Genomic DNA, 16934 nt, shown 5'->3' on the forward strand with positions numbered 1-16934 from the left:
TCCGCGACCGGGCGGAAAGCCAAGCTCTGCTCTTGCGCGGTTGAGCAGGCTTCGCTTGTCGGTTCTCCACGCCAACGCCAGTGTCGCTGTCCTTTCGTGGAGACCGCCATGTCAAACACCATTCTTTTCGAGATCAGCGAGGGGATTGCAACGCTGACGCTGAACCGCCCGACCCGCCTCAATGCCATCAATTACGCGATGGCGGACGAGATCATGGAAGCGCTTGACGCAATCGAAACAGACCGGGCGATCCGGGCCGTCATCCTGACCGGCGCAGGCGATCGCGCCTTCTCGGCCGGCGCGGACATATCCGAATTTGCCAAATCGGTGCGGGACGGCCCTGCCCCAGCCATCCGCGATTTTGTACGGCGCGGCCAGGCTATGACGGCAAGGATGGAGGCCTTTCCCAAACCCATCATTGCGGCTGTCAATGGCCTGGCGTTTGGCGGCGGATGCGAAATCACCGAAGCCATCCACCTTGCCATCGCAAGCGACCGAGCGCTGTTCGCAAAGCCGGAAATCAAGCTTGGCATGCCCCCGACATTCGGTGGCACGCAGAGACTGTCCCGTCTTGCCGGCCGCAAACGCGCGCTTCAACTCCTGCTGACCGGCGAGACATTCTCACCCGAACACGCCCTGGCGTGCGGCCTTGTGAACAAGGTCGTGCCGCACGCGGACCTGATGTCTGCAACACGATCTCTCGCCATGCAGATCATGGCCTTCTCGCCGCTCGCCGTCGCCAGCATCATTACGGCGGTCTCGCGCGGCCTGAATATGTCGATTGCTGAAGGCTTGCAGATGGAAAGCGAGCAATTCGCGCGCATGGCGCCGACCCATGATCTGAGAGAAGGCCTGGACGCCTGGATCGAACGGCGGCAGCCTTCATTCGCGGGGTGTTGACTTCGGGCATTACCGGCACACTAACAGACGACGAACATTCAGCCGCGGCGTGCCGCCTCGATTGCGGCAACGTCAATTTTCTTCATGGTCATCATCGCCGTGAACGCGCGCTTGGCTTCATCGCCGCCGGCCGCCATCGCTTCGGTCAAAACGCGCGGCGTAATCTGCCAGGAAATGCCCCACTTGTCCTTGCACCAGCCGCACGCATTCTCCTGACCGCCATTGCCGACGATCGCGTTCCAGTAGCGGTCGGTTTCCTCCTGATCATCGGTCGCGACCTGGAATGAGAAGGCTTCGCTATGTTTGAACGCAGGGCCGCCGTTCAGACCAAGACAGGGGATGCCGAGCACGGTGAAGTCCACGATCAGAACATCGCCCTTCTTTCCGCTAGGATAATCGGTCGGCGCATGGTGCACAGCGATGAGAGCGCTGTCGGGAAAGGTGGCCGCATAGAAGCGGGCCGCAGCCTCGGCGTCCTTCTCATACCACAGGCAGATTGTGTTCTTGGCGATTGTCTTGGACATGGCTTGGCGCTCTCCTTTTGCAAATCTTACCCTGTCTAAGATGGCTGGCAGGTGAGACCGTTTCACGACGGCTTTGGGCAAATCTCCCCATAGCGTGTTAGCGCGGCATCACCGGCACACCAATCACGGCCGGGTGGAACCAGAACGCCAGCACGAGATAGACCAGCGTGCCGACGATCACCGCGGCGACATCGCGCGGCCAGCCGCCGACAGGAATGGACGGCGCGCCGGCATCGGTCCGGCGTTTCAGCGAGATGCGATCATACACCGCCCAGGCGAGGATTGATCCGAACAGGATGATCGAACCGAGATCGCCATTGGCGAGAAGATGTGCGAGCGCCCACAGTTTCACACCCGCCAGCATCGGATGCTTGAGCACGCGCTTGATGTTGCCGGGGATATAGGCCGCGACGATCATGATGATTGCCGGCCACACCAGCACCAATGCCAGATGCCGCGTCCAGACCGGCGGAGACCAGACGTTGATCCATTCGCTGGCGCGGTACCACGCAAAGCCATAAGCGATCAGCACAATGCCGATGGCCGACAGGATCGAGAAGCCGATCTTGTAGGGCCCCTCGCCGATCCGCGCGATCAGGTTCGCGCGTGCTTGCCTCTGCGTGACGAAGACATGCGGCGCGATGAAAACGATGAGCCCGAGAACGAGTGTGACAAGACCCATGCAGCCCCCGGCCGATCCAGATTGGAATAGCTCCAGTTAGGCGATGCGCGCGCAGGACGCAAGCAACACGAGGGATTTGAGCGGCTATGCCGAGAACCTAGTGCGAGAAATCAACGACGGTCAGATCGAGCGGCAAGACATTGCGCAGTTGCTGCGCGGGCGATACCTGCGTCAGCGTCATTGGTAAGCCGGTTTCGGCAGCCTTATCAAAATCGGCGGTGCCGGCCTTGTCGATCGCGGTCAGCGTGAAATCATCAAACACATAAGGAATGCCATTCGACATCAGCGGACTCGGGCCATCCATGACGTGCAGATGAAGATGAGGCTCCTGGCTGTTGCCGGTGTTGCCGACTTTGCCGAGGACCATGCCGCGCTTCACACTATCGCCCGCCTTGACCGTGACGCTGCCGGGCTGCATGTGCGCATAGTTCACGTAAGCCCCGCCACCGATATCAAGCACGACAAAATTGCCGTCGACCTCGTCGACCGGCAGCCCTTCCGGCAAAGCGCCGGGCACCTGCTCTTTCAGATCGTTGCGGGACGACACGACCTTGCCGTCGGCGACCGCATGGACCTCGCGGCCGAAAATATTGTAGCTCGTCACGCGCTTCGGATCGCCCTTGAGAAGACGACCTTCACCATCAATCTGCTCCCAATCGATGGCGAAGCGCTGCGCCAGGAAAAACTGTCCATTCAGCGGCAACAGCGCACGGACATGCCTGATGGTGTCGCAACATCCGTCACCTGCCACGAATCCCTTGCCTCGCAGCGGCGCGCCGATCACCACCGGCGCACGATCGATCACCTGAACCGGCGCAACCGTGATTTCGAAGTCACGGCCGAGTTGTGTCAATGCGCCCGAAATGCGGTGAACCAGCACCTTGGGCAGTGGATCGCTCAAATCGCTTTCAACGTGAAGAAACACCACGCCGAACTGACCGGTCCCAAGTTCGGACGATTCCGCCCCGCGCCGACCGCCAAGGGAGAGCCGTTTGGACAAGGCGTCCTGGTCGAGCTTGAGCAGAACCTTATCGCTCGATGGATTGACGACTTCGATCTGCTTGACCTGCACGGCATCGGGCGTGGCATTGCCAAGGCGCAATTCGTAAACGAGATGCCTTTTACCGTCGGATCCTGTTACTGGCCACGGCGCGGAAAGAACATCAGCGACCAGCGGCGTCAGCACAGGCTCCGCGGCGATCACGACCAAAGGTGAAAAGAAAAGAACCGCGAACAAGGCAAGGGCAATGCGCAACAGCGAGACCATGGCAATTCGCAATTCTCTTTTGAAATGGGCGTCGTCGACTATAGGCTCGATCACGGCATGTCCAAATGACAAATTGCAAGATGACGTGGACATGTAGCGATCGACGCCGTTACGCATCCCAGATTACATGTCCCATGGCGGCACCGGTGAAAGAAACGCCTCAAGCCGATCGATCAGCGCCACCACAGCAGGAGCGCTCGCGCGGCGCATGGGGCTGATGGCCTTGATCCACAGATCCGGGATCGGGAAGTCGGTCAGGAGCGGAAGCAAGCGGCCCGACCGCACCATATCCTTGACGATGTAAGCAGAAGCGACAGCGATACCGCGTCCATTCAGAGCTGCGTCCACCAGCATATGACCGTCGTTGGACGCAAGATGCGGCGTCACCTCGATGGTGATCGGGCCGTGCCGGCCCTCGAACGACCAGGCATTGCCGGTCGGAATGAAGCTCAGACAATGGTGGTCGATCAGATCGCGCGGATGCGCGGGCATTCCATGTTTGGCGACATAATCCGGCGATGCACACACCATACGTCGCAGCGGACAGAGCGGTTTTTCCAGCACGCCGGCGAATGTCAAATTCCAGTGCGCTCCGATCGAGACATCAAATCCCTCCAGCACCGGATCAACGGCCCGGTCCATCAACACGATCTCAAGACGAACCCTTGGAAACGCCTCCTGATAGGCATCGAACACATGCCGCAAATGAAAGAAGGTCAGCGATGTCGGCGCCTTGATCCGCAGGAAATCTCCGATCTCCTTCGCGTCACGTGAGGGGCCTTTCAAAAGATCATCGAATTCCGCCAGCAAGGGGCGCGAGCGTTCGAGGTAATGCCGCCCGGCTTCCGTGAGCGTCAGCCGCCGTGTGGTCCGCTCGAACAATGTCGCATGCAATTGATGCTCAAGCTGATTGACGCGCTTGGTGACGACCGACACGGCCAACCCCAATTCGCGCGCCGCGCGCGAGAAACTGCCGGACTTCGCGGCGGCCTGGAATGCCTTGAAATTGAGATAGGTATCCATTCCATCTAACTCGTTTCGCACTAGATACTACCTCATTTTGGCCAATTCCGCATCGAAATAAGGGGTGATACTGCCCACCCACGCGCCGGAGAGCGCCGCCAGGGAGGCTGGATTGATCAGGCGAAACGCCAAACGAACCCTATTGACCTGGCACGCCGGACCGGCCGGGCTCATCATCCCGGATCATCTGCCATGACTGCACACGCGGCTCTTCACGTCGTCGAACCTGCCCGCACGACACCTGTCTACGGCGAGTACGACATTGCCGTGCTTGGCGGCGGCCCGGCCGGCATTGCGGCTGCAGCGGCTGCGGCCGCACTTGGCCGCAAGGCGTTGCTGATCGAACGCTACGGCTTTCTCGGCGGGATGGGCACGGCGGCTGGCGTCACCAACTTCTGTGGACTGCATGCCAATGTCCACGGCGACATCCGCCAGGTGGTGCATGGCGTCACCGACGATCTGCTCGGACGCATCGATGCGCTCGGCGGCCTGAACGCGCCGCACATGATTTTCGGCAAGACCAAAGCGCAGGCCTATGACACAGCGGCCCTCAAGATCGCCGCCGACGATCTATTGCTCTCGCGCAACGTCGACATCCTGTTTCATGCCTACGCCGCCGGCGTTGCGATGGACGGCGCACGCCTCGAGGCGCTGCTGATCGAAACCAAATCCGGCCGCATGGCGGTTCGCGCCAGCGTTTTCATCGATTGTTCGGGCGATGGCGATCTCGCCACCTTTGCCGGCGCACCATTCGAGATCGGCCGCGGCGATGACGACATGCTGTATCCGACCATGATGTTCCGCCTCAATGGCGTCGATCCGGATGCGGCGGGCGAAGCCTGGAAGACGATTCCGGCGCTGATGGACGAGGCCGAAAAACGCGGCGTCCATTTCCCGCGCAAGGGCGCGATCGTGCGGCCGATGAAGCACGAGACCGAATGGCGCGTGAATGTCACCCAACTCAAGACCGGCAATGGCCGCGCGCTCGACGGCACCGATGCGCGCGAACTCAGCGCCGGCGAGATCGAAGGCCGCCGTCAGGCCACTGCCTTTTTCGATTTCCTGAAAGACAATGCACCGGGCTTTGAGCATGCCTACATCGTCGATCTGCCGCCCCAGCTTGGCATTCGCGAGACCCGGCGCGTCATCGGTCAGTATCAATTGTCACGCGAAGACGTGCTCACTTGCGCGAGCTTCGATGACACGGTGGGAGTAAACGGCTGGCCGATCGAGGCGCATGTGGCCGGCGATGTGAAATGGGAATGGCCGGACATTCCCGGCTCACGTGGCTATAACCACCTGCCCTATCGGATGCTGGTGCCGCAGCAGATCGGTAATCTTCTGGTTGCCGGGCGCTGCGCATCCATGACACACGAGGGCCAGTCCGCAGCCCGCGTCTCCGGCGCCTGTTTCGTCATGGGCGAAGCGGCGGCAACCGGCGCGCATCTCGCCATTGCCAGCGGCAAGACACCAGCCAATATCGATATCGACAAACTGCAAGAAACACTGGAAAGAAACGGCGTATTTCTCGGGAAGGACTGATATGAAACGGCGTGCATTCATTCTGGCCGCGATGATGGCGGCCATCGTTCCGGCGCAGGCGCAGGAATGGCCGGCAAAGACCGTTCGCATCATGGTGCCGTTCGGTCCCGGCTCGACGCCGGATATCGTTGCGCGGCTGGTGAGCGAGCAGTTGCAGGCGAAATATCCGAACTCGGCCTTCGTCGTTGAAAACAAGCCGGGCGCGAGTGGCAACCTTGGTACCGACGCTGTCGCCAAGGCGGCACCGGACGGCACGACGCTCGGCGTCAGCATCGGCGGCCCGCTCGCCATCAACACGCTTCTGTTCGCCAAACTGCCCTACGATCCGGCCAAAGATATCGCACCGGTGACGCAGCTCGTCACCATGCCGAGCGCGCTGGCCGTCAATCCAGAACTTGGCGTCAATAGCGTTGCCGAACTGATTGATCTGCTGAAGAAGAATCCGGGCAAGTATAATTTCGGATCGATCGGCAACGGTTCGCTGTCGCATCTGACGATGGAAGCGATCGCGCAGAAGAGCGGCGCCAAGATGGTGCATATCCCCTACCCGGGCTCTCCGGCGGCGATGACCGCGCTCATTCGCGGTGATGTCCATATGGCCGCGTTGCCGGCAATATCCGTCACCCCGCAAGCGGATGCCGGCAAGGCAAAAATCCTGGCGGTATCGTTGCCAAAGCGCTCGCCCTTCCTGCCGAACATTCCGACGCTGAAGGAATCCGGCATCGATGTCGAAGCCGATACCTGGATGGGACTGATCGCGCCCGGCGGCACACCACCCGCACTGATCAATGCGATCAACAAGGACGTCGCGGAAGCGATCATGTCCAAGGCGGTCCGCGAAAAGCTGGCAACGCAATTCATGGAGCCGGTCGGCAATTCGCCCGCGCAATTTCGCGCGGTGATCGATGGCGAGATCGCGCGCTGGGCGCCGATCATCAAGGCGGCTGACGTGAAGATTAACTGAGGCGAGACGTTACCCACCCTCCGACAATCTTAATAAAGCCGGAGCTGATCCTTTTACGCATTCGGTTCATAGTCCCGTTGTGCTGCCAATAGCCCAACGGGATCACGCAGATGAACCGAGAGCGGGTTTTGAGAAAAGCTGTTTCCGTCGTCGCAGCCTGTGCCCTCATGCTTGGAAGCGCGGCACAGACCGCGCAGGCCTGCACCGGCATCTTCCTGATCGCCGCGGACGGCACTGCCGTTCACGCGCGGACACTGGAATTCGGCGTCGACCTGATGTCCGAAATCATCATGGTGCCACGCGGCTATGCGCGAGCCGGAACGACCCCGGACGGCAAGGAAGGGCTGAAATGGACCGCAAAATATGCCAGCGTTGGCATGAACGGCGCCGGACAGCCGATCCTGTTTGACGGGCTCAACGAACGCGGCCTCGCCGCCGGCCTGTTCTATTTCCCGACATCGGCCGGCTACATGCCTTACACACCAGCCGATGCCGGCAAAACGATCGCGCCTTGGGAGCTAGGCTCATGGATGCTGGAGAATTTCGCCAGCGTTGACGAAGTGAAGGCGAATATCGGCAACATCGTTGTGCCGTCAGTCGTCTTTTCGAGCTGGGGCTTTGCTCCGGAGGTGCATTTCGTCGTGCATGACGCGTCCGGCAAAAGCATCGTCGTCGAATATGTCGGCGGAAAACTCAATGTGCATGACAATCCGCTTGGTGTGCTCACCAACTCGCCGAGCTTCGACTGGCACATGACCAATCTGCGGAATTATGTGAATTTCTCGATGACCAACGTGCCGCCGATCCAGCTCGGAACGGTCAAGCTGCTGCCGACGGGTCAGGGCTCCGGCATGCTCGGCCTGCCGGGCGATTTCACACCGCCATCGCGTTTCGTCCGTGCGGTCGCCTTCAGCCAGTCCGTCTTCAAACCGAAGACCGGGAAGGATGCCATCCTCGAAGCCTTCCACGTTCTGAACCAGTTCGACATTCCGAAGGGTTCGGCGCGTGATGGCGAGAAGGATGCCAATGGCAACGTCCAGGCCGATTATACGCTTTGGACATCGGCCAGCGACTTGAAAGCCAAGCGGTATCACTTCCGCACCTATGACAACAGCCAGATCCGGTCGCTCGATCTCATGAACATGAATATCGACGGCAAGGACATCGTCAAAGTGTCGACCAAGGGCGACGAGGTGATCAAGAACCTCACGCCGACAACCGATGGTCTGAAGAAATAAACGGGCAACGCAAAAATATTGGCCGTGCAATGCCTTTCGGCGGCGCACGGACCATTTATTGCGCGATGAATCGGATAACGGCGTGAGCGCTCAAGGCGGAGGTCCGGCTTGACTGGGCTTGCGCATCGCCTATCTGACGTCTCCATGGACTCCCTCTCCCAATTCGCACTCGGCTCGGCCATCGGCATCGTTGTCATGCGCCGGCGCACCGCACCGTGGAAGGCCGCGCTGATCGGTGGCCTTGCCGCCACTTTGCCCGATCTCGACGCCTTCTATAATCACGGCGATCCGATCTCGAACATGACGCTGCACCGGGCCAACAGCCACGCGCTGTTCTGGCTGACCATCGCATCTCCCGTCGTCGCACTGATCGCTGCGTTTGCCGCCCGCGAGATGCAGAATTTCTGGCGATGGTGGCTCGCTGTCTGGCTGGCGCTGTTCACCCATCCGCTGCTCGACTGGTTCACGGTTTACGGCACGCAATTGCTGCGGCCGTTCACGGATTTTCCTTATGCCATCGGCTCGATGTTCATCATCGATCCGCTTTATACATTGCCGCTGCTGATCGGCATCATCGTTGCGCTGATCTGGCGCAATGACACCGGCTGGCGCTGGGCGGCTGGCGGCCTTGTCGTGAGCACGCTGTATCTCGGCTGGAGCGTGGCGGCGCAGGCTTATGTCCAAGGCGTTGCCGAAGCGGCGCTGCGCGCGGATGGCCGCAAGGTCGAACGCTTGCTGGTGACGCCGACCGCGTTGAACACAATGCTCTGGCGCGTGGTCGCGATCACACCGGACGGTTATTTGGAGGGGTTTCATTCGGTCTTCGATCGCGACAGCAAGATGACATTCGACCCGTTTCCCCGCGGCGAAGCGCTGTACGAGGCGATGAAGGGTAACGCTTATGTCGATCGCATCGCCTGGTTCACCGATGGCTTCTTCAAGATGGGCGAGCGCGATGGGCGCGTGATCGTCACCGATCTGCGAATGGGCCAGGAGCCGTATTACACCTTCAACTTCATGGTCGGCCAGCGGCAGAGCCCCACGATTGGGGCCATTCACCCGACGCATTTCGCCGAACGGCATAACCTGCGTGAGGGATTATCGTGGGTATGGCGGCGCGCGCTGGGCGAGACTGTACCGCCGCCCCGGTAGCGCGCACAGCCGCTCATATTTGCGCCCTCTCCCCTTGCGGGAGAGGGCGCAAATACGTGCACCTATTTTTTAAACGCCGCCTTATAATCGTCCGGCTTGAAGCCGACGAGCAGCGCTTTGCCGGTATCCAGCACTGGCCGTTTGATCATTGACGGCTGCTCCAGCATCAGCTTCATCGCCTTGGCAGCGTTGAGGCCTTCCTTGTCCTTCTCAGGCAATTTGCGGAAGGTCGTACCGGCGCGATTGAGCAGCGTTTCCCAGCCAACATCCTTGCTCCAGGCTTCAAGTTGTTTCTTCTCGATGCCGGCGGTTTTGTAATCGTGAAACGCATAGGCAATGCCAGCCTTGTCCAGCCAGGCGCGCGCCTTCTTCATCGTGTCGCAGTTCTTGATGCCGTAGATGGTGACAGTCATGCGGGCCTCTGTGGTTGGTTGCTTTTCCTAGTGGAGCGGATTTGACATTCGCTCCCCACCTAGCCGCGGGCTCGTCAAGCGAATGTCAAATCCAAAGCTCCACTAGAATCCAATACTTGCTAGTGGTCCTTTGATTCTAACATTCGCAAAGAGCCTGCCGAGAAGGGATGCGAATGTTAGAATCGGACCACTAGCGCGGCAAAACAGCCATTTCAAAACTTAGGTATTGACCTAACTATTTCATCTCTCTATGACCTCGCCCGTCATTGCAGATTCCGCCACCATCATCGAACGATCATGCAGACTGCCAGCACCGGCACGCAAACCGTCGACCATATCTTTCGCGCATTGGCAGATCCGACCCGCCGCGATGTATTGGAGCGACTCAGCAAAAGCCCCGCCTCCGTCAGCGAATTGGCGGCGCCGTTCGAAATGGCGCTGCCATCGTTCTTGCAGCACTTGCGCATCCTTGAAGACAGCGGATTGGTGCGCTCGCACAAGACCGGCCGGGTCCGCACCTATCAGCTCGCACCCAAGCGGCTGAAGCTCGCCGAAGACTGGCTGTCCCGTCAGCGCAGCCTGTGGGAACGCCGCCTCGACCAACTCGACACTTATCTGATGGCCCTGAAGGAGAAAAGTTGATGAGCGTTGCCTTGATTAAACCCGATCCGAAACTCGATCTGGTTCTGGACCGTGTCGTCGATGTCCCGCGCGAACTTGTGTGGAAGGCCTGGACCACGCCTGAACATCTGCGCCATTGGTTCGTGCCCAAACCCTGGAGCATCACCGATTGCGCGGTCGATCTGCGGCGCGGCGGCGAATTCCGCTTCGTGATGCGGTCGCCGGAGGGGCAGGAGTTTCCCAATATCGGCTGCTTTCTCGATATCGTCCCGAACGAACGGCTGATCTGGACCGACGCGCTACTGCCCGGCTACCGGCCATCGGAAAAGCCATTCTTCACGGCTATTCTCACACTGGAGCCCAGCGGCAGCGGCACGCGCTATGTCGCCACCGCCCTCCACCGCGACGAAGCTGGCCGAAAGCAGCACGAAGAGATGGGCTTTGAAGAGGGCTGGGGCACCGTGCTCAATCAGCTCGTGGACTATATCAAGACGAAAATGTAGCGGGCACGAGCCCAACCCTGAATACAGAAACCGGCACCCATGCCGGTTTCTTTTCGTTTTCTCTCACGCCATGAGTTGACTCCGGCCAAAATTGTATACAGCCTTCGGAAAAAATCGATCCGGAGGAAATGTGCGCGACCAGACGGAAATCCCCTCGTCGCAAAACCTGTCCGCTCTCATGACGCTGCGCGAATTGATTCTCAGCGGTGAATTGAAGGCGGGTGAGCGCCTGTCCGAACTGGCGCTGGTGGAGCGGCTTGGGGTCTCGCGCACGCCGATCCGCACGGCGATGATGCGGCTCGAGCAGGAAGGTCTCGCCCATCCGATCGCAACTGGCGGCTATGCCGTCAGCGCCTTCACCGAACGCGACATCCACGCCGCGATCGAAGTACGCGGCACGCTTGAGGGTCTGGCGGCGCGGCTGGCGGCCGAACGCAAGCCGGCCGAGACGGATCTTGTCGATCTGAAACGCTGCCTGCATGAACTTGATGATCTGGTGCTCGGCGCCGGCGTCACGGCAGACAATTTCTCGGGTTATGTCGAGTTGAATGGACGCTTCCATCAACTCGTCATCGATCTTGCAGACAGCGCCGTGCTGGCGCGCCAGATCGCGCGCGCCGTCGCCCTGCCTTTCGCCTCGGCCAGCGCCTTCGTGACAGTCCAGGCCAGCCTGCCGGAAGCGCGCGTGCTGTTCACCGTGGCCCAGGATCATCACCGCTGCATTGCCCGCGCCATCGAAGATGGCGAAGGCGAGCGCGCCGAATTCATCATGCGCGAACATGCCCGGCTCGCGCGTCGCAACCTCGAACTCGCGCTGCGCAGTCAGCAGACGCGCGATCTCGTGCCGGGCTCGTCTCTGATTACGTTCAAAACAAAAGTTGCAATCTGAAGCTCTAAAAGTCGCAGTCTAAGGTTCAAATGCGTCAACAAGAAGCTACTTCGGGAGGATGCAATGAAGTTACCTTGGTTACGCCTGACAGGTGCTGTTGCTACTGGACTTGGATTATTGGGACTACACGCCGTGCCGGCCGCCGCGCAGGACAAGCCGGTGGAAATGCGGTTCTCGCATTGGGTGCCGACGGCGCATCCGATGCACACCGCCGCTGTCGCCTGGGCTGAATCGATCAACAAGGCATCGAACGGCACCATCAAGATCACCATCTATCCGGCACAGCAGCTCGGCAAGGCCTTCGACCATTACAACATGGCGCGCGACGGCATCGTCGATATTTCGCATGTGAATCCCGGCTACGAACCGGGGCGTTTCCCGATCGTCGCGGCGGTCGAACTCCCCTTCATCTTCTCCAATTCAAAGGAAGGCAGCGCGGCGCTCGACGCCTGGTATCGCCGCTATGCCGATCGCGAGATGAAGGACGTCCGTTACTGCCTCGCCTTCGCGCATGATCCAGGCACCTTCCATTTCACTAAAAAGAAAGTGGTCTCACCGACCGACATGAACGGCGTGAAGTTCCGCCCACCGAATGCGGTGATCGCCAACTGGATGCGGACGCTCGGCGCCACCAACGTGCAGGCCTCGGCGCCGGAAATCCGCGACGTTCTGGAAAAGGGTGTCGCCGAGGGCGCAGGCTCGCCATGGGGGTCTCTCGGATTGTTCGGCATCGATAAGGTGACAAACTTCCACATCGATGCGCCGATCTATATCTCCGAACAGGTCTGGGTGCTGAACAAGGCCAAGTATGACTCGATGTCCCCTGCACAGAAGAAGGTGATGGACGAGCATTGCTCCAGCGATGCCTCGTTGAAAATCGCAACGCCTTGGGCCGATTTCGAATCCGGCGGTAAGGCGAAGCTCAAGGCGATGCCGGGCCAGGACGTTTATCCATTGACGCCGGAGCAGATCGCAGCCTGGCGCAAATCGGCTGAACCGATCGTCGCGAATTGGGAAGCCGACGTGAAGAAGGCCGGCCACGATCCGAAGGCCATCCTCGATGACCTGAAGAAGACCGTCGCTGCACGCAACGCAGCGTATTGAAGGATCAAATCACTCCAATCCGGGGGCGCGGTCGCGTGCGCTGCGCCCTCTGACTGTTTCACTCGGCACGCACTGACAAGGTTATTCGACAATGAAGCGTAGCGAAAACCGCATTCTGACGACCCATGTCGGCAGTCTCATCCGTTCGAAGGCGGCGCTAGAGGCCTCCAAGAAGCACAACGCCCAGCAACTCGCGCAGGAAATCGAAGAGATCGTCGCTCATCAGGCGAAAGTCGGTATCGACATCGTCAATGACGGCGAGTTCGGCAAGTCGGGCTGGGCGAATTACATTCTCGAACGCATGAGCGGTTTTGAGCCCCGCCCCAACAAACTTTATGAAGCGGTGTGGCTTGGACGCGACCGCATCCGCTTCGCCGATTTCATGAAAGACCAATTCCCGCGCGGCGTCGTCGGCTCGCCCGGCCATGCCTGTGTCGGCGAGATCGTCTACAATGGCTATGAGGACGTGCGGCGCAACCTTGCCGACCTGAAAGCGGCGGCCGCAAAGGTCAAAGTCGAAGACGTGTTCTTCACTGCGGTCGCGCCGGCCAGCGTCGGTTACGATGCCGAGAACGAATATTACAAGAGCGAGGAAGATTACGTCTTCGCCATCGCCAAGGCACTGCGCGAGGAATATCTCGAGGTCATCAAGGCCGGCGTTGTGCTGCAGGTCGACGACGCAGTGCTCGCCAACATGTTCGATCATCTGACGCAAGAAAGCCCCAAGCGCTACCGCGAGTGGGCGGAGTTGCGCGTTGCCGCGCTCAACATGGCGCTCGAAGGCATCCCGCAGGATCGCATCCGCTACCACATCTGCTTCGGCAGCTGGCACGTGCCGCACGTCGCCGACGCGCAACTCTCCGATATCGTCGACCTGATGCTGAAGGTGAATGCCGGCGCCTATTCGATCGAGGCCGCCAATGTGCGCCACGAGCATGAATGGCATCTGTGGAAGGATGTGAAGCTGCCGGCCGGCAAAATCCTGATCCCGGGCATCATAACCCACCACACGACGACGGTGGAGCACCCAAAGCTGATCGCCGAGCGCATCATCAATTTCGCCAAGGTGGTCGGCAAGGAAAACCTGATCGCCGGCACCGATTGCGGCTTTGCACAGGCCGAAGGCCTGCAGCGCGTGCATCCGCAGGTGATGTGGGCGAAGTTCGAAAGCCTTGCCGAAGGCGCGAAGCTCGCCAGCAAGGAGCTGTGGGGCTGATTGTTCCGCACCAGCGGAACGAATGTCCTGTCACCAACCCCCGGGCGAAACAAAACGCCCAGGGGTTTCGTTTTCTGACTCGATAAAGGCTGCCGTTCGCCTAGAGCCTTTCCGGCTTTGATGGAATCAAAGCTAGGGCTCTAGCTTTTTGTTTTGACGCGTTTTCCTTACGCGAACCGGTATCCACTTCGCTCGAAAACGCTTTAAGGTGCGTAGCGTGTGAAAACGTAGTCATGGGCTTTCGCGCGAGCCTCGTGACACGGGAAGCAAGTCCGGTGCTGCGCCTCATCGACCGGAACACCATTGATAAAGCGGCCGAAGCCCCAGCCGCCGGTGTCCGCATATTTCTGGGAATCCTTGACCATGACCTGGACCGTCGTTGCGGCCCCAGGGATGGACGCCGGTCGGAAGTCAGGCGACTGGATATGCTTCCAGGCGAGCTTGACCAGAATAGTCCCGTCGGGAAATGGCAACGTTCCGGACTGATAAGCATCGACCGCAACCTTATTTCCGAGCACCGCACGAATTTCGTTCAATGGTGCCGCCTCTTCCGCCGGCGCGATCAGCTCCCATTGCCGATAGCCTTCCGGAATCGTGACGCCGAAAATCGGCGACGAACGATCCGGCGTGGCATTGCCTTTGGTGGGCAGCAGCGCCACAGCGGCCATCCACGTCGCTGCCGCCGCTATGAGCGCGAGGCAAGCGGTTTTCATGAATGCTGTCATGGCGTTCAATATCCATCGACATCGATGACGGCCTGCGCAAAGGCGCGGGGGGCTTCCTGCGGCAGGTTGTGACCGATGCCGCCGCTGATAAGCCGATGCTCATACCGTCCCGAGAACTTCTTCGCGTAAGCCGCGGGAGCCGGATGAGGCGCGCCGTTGGCATCGCCTTCGAGCGTGATGGTCGGCACGGAGATCGCCGGCGCTTGTGCCAGACGCTTTTCCAGGTCGTCGTATTTTGCTTCTCCTTCCGCCAGCCCAAGCCGCCAACGGTAATTGTGGATCACGATGCTGACATGATCGGGGTTGTCGAATGCTGCCGCCGAGCGATCGAAGGTCGCATCGTCGAACGCCCATTTCGGCGACGCCAGTTGCCAGATCAGCTTCGCGAAATCATGTCTGTACTTGTCGTATCCGGCGCGGCCTCGCTCGGTGGCGAAATAATACTGATACCACCATTCCAGTTCAGCTTTCGGCGGCAATGGCGCCTTGTTGGCTTGCTGGCTGCCGATCAGATAGCCGCTGACCGATACCAGCGCCTTGCAGCGCTGCGGCCAAAGGGCGGCAATGATATCTGCCGTGCGCGCTCCCCAGTCATATCCGGCAATGGTCGCCGTCTTGATGCCGAGTGCATCCATCAGCGCAACGATGTCGACCGCGATAACGGCCTGCTGACCATTCCGCAGCGTGGATTCCGAAAGGAACCGTGTCGTGCCATAGCCGCGCAGATACGGCACGATCACGCGATATCCCGCCGATGCCAGCAGCGGTGCAACATCGACATAGCTGTAGATGTCGTAGGGCCATCCGTGCAGGAGAATGACAGCCGGCCCTTCTGCAGGACCGTCTTCCGCATATCCGATATTCAACGCTCCGGCATCGATCCGCTTCAAAGAACGGAAGGATGTATTGGTCGCAGCCTTCCCTGCGGATGGGTTCGAAGTACTTTCAGCGGTTTGCGCATTGACCGACTGGCCGAGTACGGCCGAAGCCGCAACACCTCCGACAAAAGCGGCGGAGAATTTGCGTCGATTGAACATCGGAACTCCTTTTTGCCTGCATCGAAATCATCAGCGCTCAAATTGAGCAGGATTGATCTCAGCGGCTCTGGAGTTCTTTCGCCGACTATATCGATCTTGCTGTAATCGACTGATCGGTATGGCAATAGAAATACCGGTTACCCATTGCGCGTCTTGATGAAATCGACAAAGGCGCGCAGCGGTGCCGGCATGTGCCGGCGGCTGGCGTAATAGAGAAAGGGTCCGCTGAAGCTCTGCCACCAGTCTTTAAGAACGGGCACCAGCACGCCGCTCGTTAATTGCGGCGCGAGGTAGTCTTCGAAGCTGGATACGATCCCGAGGCCGGCAACAGCGGCACTGATCTCCAGTTCGATCGAGGTGGCAATCAATGGTCCTGCCGGTGTGATCCGCACGATCTCACCGTTACGTTCGAACTCCCAGTTGGGAATGACTCGGCTCGGAAAGCGATGGCGAATGCAGGCATGGTTCAACAAATCGCGTGGATGCTGCGGGCGGCCGCGCGAGGCGAGATACGATGGAGCCGCAGCCGTAGCGAAACGCTGAACGCGCGGGCCGATCGGCACCGCGATCATGTCCTGCTCAAGGCGTTCGTCGTAACGCACGCCGGCGTCGAAACCTGCCGCGAGCACATCGATGAAACTGTCGTCACTGACGACCTCCATCGTGATGCCGGGATGGCTTTTGAGAAAGCTTTCGACGATCGGCGGCATGACCACGCGCGCCACAATGCCCGGCACATTGAGCCGCAGCGTCCCGGTTGGGCTATCACGGAAGCTGTTCACCACATCGAGCGCGGCCTGCACCTCACCCAAGGCCGGTGTCAGCCGGTCGAGAAGGCGCGCACCCGCCTCCGTTGTGGTCACGCTGCGCGTCGTGCGATTGAGCAGCCGAACACCCAGTCGCGCCTCCAGCCGCCGGACCGCTTCGCTCAGCGTCGAGGCCGAAACGCCTCGCGTCACCGCGGCGCCGCGAAAGCTCCGCTGTCGCGCAACCGCCGTGAATGCATCCAGATCCGCGAGATCGATGTCCGCCATTGTTCGATAATCCATACAACCTGTTCATATAATATCGGATTATCGAACGAAAGACGAGTGCCCATAGTCCCGCCTGACGCCGGGGGCACCTCGGCCAGAT

The 16934-nt window shown here is 59.9% G+C and carries 18 protein-coding genes; 10 read left to right on the top strand and 8 right to left on the bottom strand.

Features of this window, described 5'->3' with window-relative positions:
* Nucleotides 1-108: 108 nt before the first annotated feature.
* Nucleotides 109-900, top strand: a complete 792-nt coding sequence (locus tag CAK95_RS26100) for a crotonase/enoyl-CoA hydratase family protein (protein WP_086090607.1) — start codon at nucleotides 109-111, stop codon at nucleotides 898-900.
* A 38-nt stretch (nucleotides 901-938) separates the two neighbouring features.
* On the opposite strand, the gene CAK95_RS26105 is transcribed toward CAK95_RS26100, so the two are convergent.
* The 4 genes from CAK95_RS26105 to CAK95_RS26120 form a co-directional block, all read right to left on the bottom strand.
* Nucleotides 939-1412: a VOC family protein gene (locus tag CAK95_RS26105; RefSeq protein WP_086091674.1), complete on the bottom strand. Its 474-nt coding sequence runs from the start codon at nucleotides 1410-1412 to the stop codon at nucleotides 939-941.
* Between the two features lie 109 nt (nucleotides 1413-1521).
* Complete coding sequence (locus tag CAK95_RS26110) at nucleotides 1522-2106, bottom strand: NnrU family protein (RefSeq protein WP_086090608.1); 585 nt, start codon at nucleotides 2104-2106, stop codon at nucleotides 1522-1524.
* Nucleotides 2107-2203: 97 nt separating this feature from the next.
* Nucleotides 2204-3427, bottom strand: coding sequence for a M23 family metallopeptidase (locus CAK95_RS26115; protein ID WP_157699749.1), 1224 nt, complete (start codon nucleotides 3425-3427; stop codon nucleotides 2204-2206).
* Between the two features lie 69 nt (nucleotides 3428-3496).
* Entirely contained in the window at nucleotides 3497-4396 is a 900-nt protein-coding gene (locus CAK95_RS26120; RefSeq protein ID WP_086090610.1) for a LysR family transcriptional regulator, read from the bottom strand.
* 192 nt (nucleotides 4397-4588) lie between these two features.
* Here CAK95_RS26120 and CAK95_RS26125 point away from each other — a divergent pair, with 192 nt between their 5' ends.
* The 4 genes from CAK95_RS26125 to CAK95_RS26140 all read left to right on the top strand — a co-directional run bounded on the left by CAK95_RS26125 (nucleotide 4589) and on the right by CAK95_RS26140 (nucleotide 9292).
* On the top strand, nucleotides 4589-5938 hold the full coding sequence (locus tag CAK95_RS26125; protein ID WP_086090611.1) for an FAD-dependent oxidoreductase: 1350 nt from the start codon (nucleotides 4589-4591) through the stop codon (nucleotides 5936-5938).
* A 1-nt stretch (nucleotide 5939) separates the two neighbouring features.
* Nucleotides 5940-6902 carry a Bug family tripartite tricarboxylate transporter substrate binding protein gene (locus tag CAK95_RS26130; protein ID WP_086090612.1) on the top strand — a complete coding sequence of 321 codons (963 nt, stop codon included), beginning with the start codon at nucleotides 5940-5942 and terminating at the stop codon, nucleotides 6900-6902.
* A 128-nt stretch (nucleotides 6903-7030) separates the two neighbouring features.
* Complete coding sequence (locus CAK95_RS26135; RefSeq protein ID WP_245303527.1) at nucleotides 7031-8140, top strand: linear amide C-N hydrolase; 1110 nt, start codon at nucleotides 7031-7033, stop codon at nucleotides 8138-8140.
* Nucleotides 8141-8284: 144 nt separating this feature from the next.
* Nucleotides 8285-9292, top strand: a complete 1008-nt coding sequence (locus tag CAK95_RS26140; protein WP_086090614.1) for a metal-dependent hydrolase — start codon at nucleotides 8285-8287, stop codon at nucleotides 9290-9292.
* Nucleotides 9293-9354: 62 nt separating this feature from the next.
* Here the strand turns inward: CAK95_RS26140 and CAK95_RS26145 are convergent, their stop codons facing one another.
* On the bottom strand, nucleotides 9355-9705 hold the full coding sequence (locus CAK95_RS26145; protein ID WP_086090615.1) for an ArsC family reductase: 351 nt from the start codon (nucleotides 9703-9705) through the stop codon (nucleotides 9355-9357).
* A 297-nt stretch (nucleotides 9706-10002) separates the two neighbouring features.
* Here CAK95_RS26145 and CAK95_RS26150 point away from each other — a divergent pair, with 297 nt between their 5' ends.
* The 5 genes from CAK95_RS26150 (at nucleotide 10003) to CAK95_RS26170 (ending at nucleotide 14038) form a co-directional block, all read left to right on the top strand.
* Entirely contained in the window at nucleotides 10003-10347 is a 345-nt protein-coding gene (locus CAK95_RS26150) for an ArsR/SmtB family transcription factor (RefSeq protein ID WP_086090616.1), read from the top strand.
* Nucleotides 10347-10829, top strand: coding sequence for an SRPBCC family protein (locus CAK95_RS26155; protein ID WP_086090617.1), 483 nt, complete (start codon nucleotides 10347-10349; stop codon nucleotides 10827-10829). Before CAK95_RS26150 ends, CAK95_RS26155 begins: the two co-directional genes overlap by 1 nt.
* Nucleotides 10830-10959: 130 nt before the next feature.
* Entirely contained in the window at nucleotides 10960-11718 is a 759-nt protein-coding gene (locus tag CAK95_RS26160) for a GntR family transcriptional regulator (protein WP_425349646.1), read from the top strand.
* A 63-nt stretch (nucleotides 11719-11781) separates the two neighbouring features.
* Nucleotides 11782-12822, top strand: coding sequence for a TRAP transporter substrate-binding protein (locus tag CAK95_RS26165; RefSeq protein WP_086090618.1), 1041 nt, complete (start codon nucleotides 11782-11784; stop codon nucleotides 12820-12822).
* Nucleotides 12823-12913: 91 nt separating this feature from the next.
* Entirely contained in the window at nucleotides 12914-14038 is a 1125-nt protein-coding gene (locus tag CAK95_RS26170; protein WP_086090619.1) for a cobalamin-independent methionine synthase II family protein, read from the top strand.
* 203 nt (nucleotides 14039-14241) lie between these two features.
* On the opposite strand, the gene CAK95_RS26175 is transcribed toward CAK95_RS26170, so the two are convergent.
* The 3 genes from CAK95_RS26175 to CAK95_RS26185 form a co-directional block, all read right to left on the bottom strand.
* Nucleotides 14242-14706, bottom strand: a complete 465-nt coding sequence (locus CAK95_RS26175) for a cytochrome P460 family protein (RefSeq protein ID WP_245303913.1) — start codon at nucleotides 14704-14706, stop codon at nucleotides 14242-14244.
* A gap of 62 nt (nucleotides 14707-14768) precedes the next feature.
* A complete protein-coding gene (locus tag CAK95_RS26180; RefSeq protein WP_086090621.1) occupies nucleotides 14769-15800 on the bottom strand; it encodes an alpha/beta fold hydrolase in 1032 nt (343 codons plus the stop codon).
* A gap of 137 nt (nucleotides 15801-15937) precedes the next feature.
* Nucleotides 15938-16834, bottom strand: a complete 897-nt coding sequence (locus tag CAK95_RS26185) for a LysR family transcriptional regulator (protein ID WP_086091676.1) — start codon at nucleotides 16832-16834, stop codon at nucleotides 15938-15940.
* Between the last annotated feature and the right edge of the window lie 100 nt (nucleotides 16835-16934).

This window comes from Pseudorhodoplanes sinuspersici (genome assembly GCF_002119765.1).
Classification (GTDB): domain Bacteria; phylum Pseudomonadota; class Alphaproteobacteria; order Rhizobiales; family Xanthobacteraceae; genus Pseudorhodoplanes; species Pseudorhodoplanes sinuspersici.